At 62.0% G+C, this 5,398-nt stretch carries 4 protein-coding genes; all 4 read right to left on the bottom strand.

The window, feature by feature from the left end:
• Positions 1-259, bottom strand: a 259-nt coding sequence (locus NKI52_RS32420; protein WP_352700844.1) for a transposase, incomplete at its 3' end; no start/stop codon positions are given.
• 436 nt (positions 260-695) lie between these two features.
• Positions 696-2,414, bottom strand: a complete 1,719-nt coding sequence (locus NKI52_RS32415) for an adenylate/guanylate cyclase domain-containing protein (protein WP_352700843.1) — start codon at positions 2,412-2,414, stop codon at positions 696-698.
• A 379-nt stretch (positions 2,415-2,793) separates the two neighbouring features.
• A complete protein-coding gene (locus NKI52_RS32410; RefSeq protein WP_031212539.1) occupies positions 2,794-4,536 on the bottom strand; it encodes an adenylate/guanylate cyclase domain-containing protein in 1,743 nt (580 codons plus the stop codon).
• Positions 4,537-4,820: 284 nt separating this feature from the next.
• Positions 4,821-5,398: S-adenosylmethionine:tRNA ribosyltransferase-isomerase (locus NKI52_RS32405; RefSeq protein WP_352700842.1), on the bottom strand; the 578-nt coding region annotated here is incomplete at its 5' end.

Raw genomic sequence — 5,398 nt, 5'->3', positions numbered from 1 at the left:
AGAACCGGCCAGCCCGATCCTGCGGAACGCGAAGCTCCAGCACCCCGACCCGCGTCACCAGCTTGCGCTCGTAATAGCCGGACCGGTAACTCGTCCGCCCCGCCGTCCGCTCCCCTTTCTCGGCCCCGATCGCCTCCGTCATCTCGGCTTCAAGAACCTCCTGCACGACACTCTGCAATGTCTGGCGAAAGCCGTCCTCATCCGACAACAGCAACGCTTTCAACTCGCCTCTGCTCAGTCTAACGTCTCGATTGGTCATGGCACTTCCCCTTCCACGGGAATCGGTGATCGCAATGTCACCACCGTGCCATGGCCGCTCGCCCCTCAGAGCAAGCGCCGTTCTCTCTCCAAAACTTTTTGCAGAACCTTCAGCACACTATCCCTCGCACGGCTTGAGAGGAGGCTTCTGACCGACAATGTGGCCTCTGTTCCAGCTGGGCATGGTTCTTCTCCATGCCGCCCTCCGCAGCCGCAGCGCTCGACGTGAGCCCGCGAATTCTAGCGTCTCACCTGGAAGCGCTACAAAGGATTCGGTTTGAGAGTTGTTGGTTGTCGGTGCCGATGAAGTGCACCTTCACAATGGGGCACAACCCGCCCTTAACGGACATTGATCGGAACCCACGGCCATCGCCCTCACAACCAAAACGAGCCTATGTCTGACGAGAGCAAGTAGGCGATCCAAAGCGATACGCCCTTTAGTCGGGAAGGCCAGCCTTGTGGTAGCCTTCGACGAAGCGCTGGAGCAATTCCTCGTCGTCGAATGGCTGCGATGTTGCCCAGTGCCTGATGCTGAAATGGGGATTGCTCATCATGAAGAATTCCGCCTCCTGATGGGCTTCATCCTGGCGCCCGAGCTGCGCGAGGGCTGCCGCTAGCATGCGCCGCGACGTGGTGCGGTAGGTTTCCGGCTTGCGTAAAGCCTCGACCGCGGATTGATAGTCGCCGAGCGCATAGTAGGCTTGGCCCGCCATCCAATAATACCACCCCGGTGGGCGCGGATTGAGCCGCAATGCCCGCTTCACGAATTCGACGCCTTTGACCGCGTCGCCCCTCAAGGTGATGAGATCCGAGCGCATCGCCCAGGCATCGGCATGATTGGGATCGAGCTTGAAGGTCGCCTCGAACTCAGCATCCGATTCCGCGAAACGCCGTTCGTGACCAAGTATGATGCCCAGCACCCAGCGGTTCCCGGCATCGTTAGGGTCGAGCGCCAGTGCCCGCTGCGCTTCCGCGAGCGAGCGAGGCTGGTTGGCTTCCTTCGGCTCATCCCAGAACAGCCAGCCGAGCCAAAGATTGAGGGCCAGCCAGCTATGTGCTTCGGCATAGTCGGGATCGAGACCAATCGCCTTTTCCAGGAGCATGCGCGCTTCCCGCGCGCCTAACCCGGTCTGAAAACTGACGCCGCGGGCTTGCACGCAGAGGTCATAGGCTTCGAGACTCGTCGGCCGTTTGCGCGCCGGCCGTCCGGCCAATCGGCCGACTAGGGCTTCGACGATCTTGGCCGTGACCTCATCCTGCACTGCAAAGATGTCCTCGAGGCTGCTGTCATAGCGCTCGGCCCAGATATGATCGCCGCCGATTGCGTCGATCAGCTGCGCATTAACGCGCACGCGCCCCGCGGCGCGCCGGGCGCTGCCTTCAACCACATAGCGCACCCCAAGATCACGCGCGGCCAAACGCACATCGACCGACCGCCCCTTGTAAGCAAAGGTCGAGTTGCGCGCGATAACGAAGAGGCCGGCGCAGCGAGATAGGTCGGTGATCAGGTCTTCGGTCAAGCCGTCGACAAAGGTTTCCTGCTCCGGATCGTTGCTCATGTTAGTGAAAGGCAAAACCGCGATCGAGGGCTTATCGGGCAATTCCAGCGATGCCAGTCGGCCGACCGGAGCGGCTCTCGGAAGCTGCAGGTTTACGCGATAGCAGTATATCGGCTCGACTATATTCTTCACCCGCTGCTCGCCCATAGGCTCGAACGCAAACGCCAGCTTCTGCCTGACTTCCTTGGACACCTTCTCTGAAACGCAGATGCCACTGGGCTCGGCGAGTTGTTGGAGGCGCGAGGCCACGTTCACGCCCTCGCCATAGCGATCGTCCCCTTCGACGATCACTTCTCCAAGGTTGATTCCGATCCTGACTTCGAAGCGCTGGTCTTCGGCGACGCTCGCGTTACGCTCCGCCATGCCGCGTTGAAGCGTGACCGCGCATTCGACCGCATCCACCACGCTGCCGAACTCCGCCAGCAGGCCGTCTCCCATAAGCTTGAAGATTCGCCCGTGTCGTGTTGCGATTTCCGGCTCGAACAGCTCTTTGCGGCCACGTTTTAGTCGGTCGAAGGTGCCCGCTTCATCCGCCTCCATGAGCGTCGAGTACCCGACAACATCGATGGCAAGGATGGCAGCGAGCTTCCGCTCCATGTTGGGCCTCAGTTAGGATTCGCGACACGCAAGCCGCAGGTCAGAGGCGGGTAGGGATCGGCGCCTCCGGCGTGCCCTTACCGGCCTTTGATACCACAGATCACGCCTCTTGAGACTATTGATCGCGCGACGCTCCGGCTCTCCTGCCGCAGCGGAATGCAATGTCGGTTATGGTCCGCTTCGCCGCATCCGGCACGATGAGCAGCCCGGCTGCACGATTCAGAGGCTCGTCCCACAGGCGGGCCATTATCGTTTCGCCGCGCTCGGCACACCTTCTGCAGACGCCGCAACGATACGCCTAGCCGGTGCACCGACGGCGCGCCAGCCGCCGGCTTCATGGTTCTCGACAGCCCTTCCTGCCTGCGCTTGCTTCGCCCGGTCATTCCGGCAATCCCGCCTTTCGCAGGGCCGACGCCAGCATTTCCATGAGTTCTGGTCGGACGACGCTCATCCGCACGAATGCGCTGTTTGTCCAGCCCGGCGCGACCTCCAACAGCCGCGAGGCGGCTGCGCGTGCGGCATCCAGGCGGTCGAGATTGACATAGGCTGCGACGAGGCTGGCATAGAGGACGCTGAAGCCGGGCGCTACTTGGATCGCCAGCGTCGAATAGTTCACCGCGTCATCATACCGGCCAGTGAAGAGGTGGACCCAGGCCAGCGCCAGGTACGAATGATAGTTCAGGGGATCGAAAGGACTGAGGCGAAGTGCCTTGAACGCGTGATCGCACGCACGTTCATAGGTTTCGCTGTACATGTGCACCATCGCGCTGAAGCCGTATGCCAGAGCTAAGTTGCGGTTTAGCTTCAAAGCTCTATCGAGAGCGCTGATGGCCCGTGCGTAGTCATGGGTAATCGTGGCGTGAACGAACGCCCCCATCGACAGCGCCTGGGGATCGTCGGCGCCGATCGCCATTGCGATGTTGGCGTGCTTCAGCGCGGCAGCCCTGTCTTCGGGATGGAAGCCTCCGCGCAGGAAGCGCTGTTCGTATCCCCAGGCCGCATAGCCATGTGCGGAAGCGTAGTTCGGGTCGAGACTCAAGACCTCGTTCAGCAGGCGCAGGGCTTCGTTGGTATCGGCCGGCGTGTTGGCGTAGGCATGTGGCAAGGCGCGCAGGAAGAGATCATATGCGTCAAGGCTGTCCGGCCGCTTGCGGCGCGCTCGGTCGATCTCAGCGCGCCGCAGGGTGGGTTCAAGCGTCCCGACAATACTCTCGGTCAATCGGTCCTGCAGGTCGAACACGTCTTCCGCCGCGCCCTCGAACTTGTCTGCCCAAACATGGGTTGCATCTTTGCCCTCGATAAGCTGTGCGGTTATGCGCAGTCTGTCGGCAGCCCGCCGCACGCTCCCTTCCATCACGTAGCGGACGCCAAGCTCTCTTGCGACCTGCCGGATATCGAGCGTTCTGCCCTTGTAGGCGAAAGTGGAGTTCCGCGCGATGACGAACAGACCGGGTATCTTCGACAGGCCCGTGATGAGGTCCTCCACCAGCCCGTCCGTGAAATACTCCTGCTCGGGATCACCGCTCATGTTGGTGAACGGCAGCACGGCGATGGACGGCTTGTTGGGCAACGAAGGCGATCTGAGCTGTTGCATGTCGGCGACGAACCGCTGGCGAAGAACGCGATAGACCGGGAGCGGTTCAGCGATGTTCTTGACATGCTGCTCGCCCATCGATTCGAAGCCAAAGGGAAGCTTCCTTTCGACTTCGCGAGCAACTTTACCGGAGATGTAGATGCCGCCAGGCTCCGCTAGTTGCTGCAGGCGCGCTGCGATGTTGACGCCGTCGCCGTAGCGATCCTCGCCCTCGACAATTACTTCGCCGAGATTGATGCCTATTCTCACCTCAATGCGATCGTTCGCGACGGAATCCGCGTTGCGCTCGACCAAGCTACTCTGCAGCGCCACCGCGCACTCGACCGCATCCACCACGCTGGAGAACTCGGCGAGCAGTCCGTCGCCCATGAGCTTGAATATGCGTCCGTGTCGTTCCGCTATTTTGGGCTCAAACAGTTCCGTGCGTATCGCTCTGAGACGCTCAAAGGTCCCTGCCTCGTCACTCTCCATGAGCGCCGAGTAGCCAACCACGTCAGCCGCCAGGATGGCTGCGAGCCTTCTCTCCAAGAATTCTCCTCAAGCAGACCAATCGGCCAAGGATAGCATACGACGGGTCGTGAATCTGGGAATAGTTCACCTGCGGGACGTGGCGTGGCACGGCGGCGATCTGCTCCTTCCGAAGGCCGACGCGGATGACCGACTGCCACCCAACCAAGCCGTTTGACCCGAGCTGGCAACTGCTGAGTAGGCGAAGTCCGCATCGCCTCGATCGCGCCAATTGCCGACCTTTCCGGCGCTTCTCCGAAGCTGACGTTCGCGGTGCGGCCGGAATGCCACCGAACCTGCCGACATCATAGCCACGCCTCGAGTAGAGGCTTCGTCTCGAGCACCTCGGCACGGTTCCGTTCGCGCGATAGAAGCAGCGGTTGGCGATTGAGCAGCATGGAATCGCCGAATTCATGCGCGCGGTATCGATACGCGGTGAAGGCTGCGGAGGCCTTGGCGAGCAGAGCATCGTCGGCAAAGGCGCGCAGGAGCTCGAAATGGCTTTCGCCGGGCTGGTGGACGCCTGTGAGAATCGCATCGACCACGCGAAGCCGCGTGCCCCGCGCGATGCGCCCTGTCGCAATGCGTTTTCCGGCACGCACACCGCCATCGGGATTGGCGGCTGCCTCCAGAGCGCGCACTACGCTCGTGCCGATCGCGATGATGCGGCTGCCGCGGAGCTTCGCCCGCGCGACCTGCGCTGCGGTGCGTCCAGGGATGCGGTAGGGCTCGTCGAAGGGAAGACGCGAATCGAGCGCGGGATCGCCGGTGGAAGAGACGCCGGCGGCATGCGTGAGGGTTGCAAAGCCAACGTCGTGCCGACGCCAGGCTTGGAGCGTGCGCCAGTCGAGCGCGAAGCCTGCCGACGGCGCCTCGAACGCGA

This window comes from Mesorhizobium sp. M0590 (assembly GCF_040320905.1).
GTDB lineage: Bacteria > Pseudomonadota > Alphaproteobacteria > Rhizobiales > Rhizobiaceae > Mesorhizobium.
This window is presented reverse-complemented; position numbering and strand designations above follow the sequence as displayed.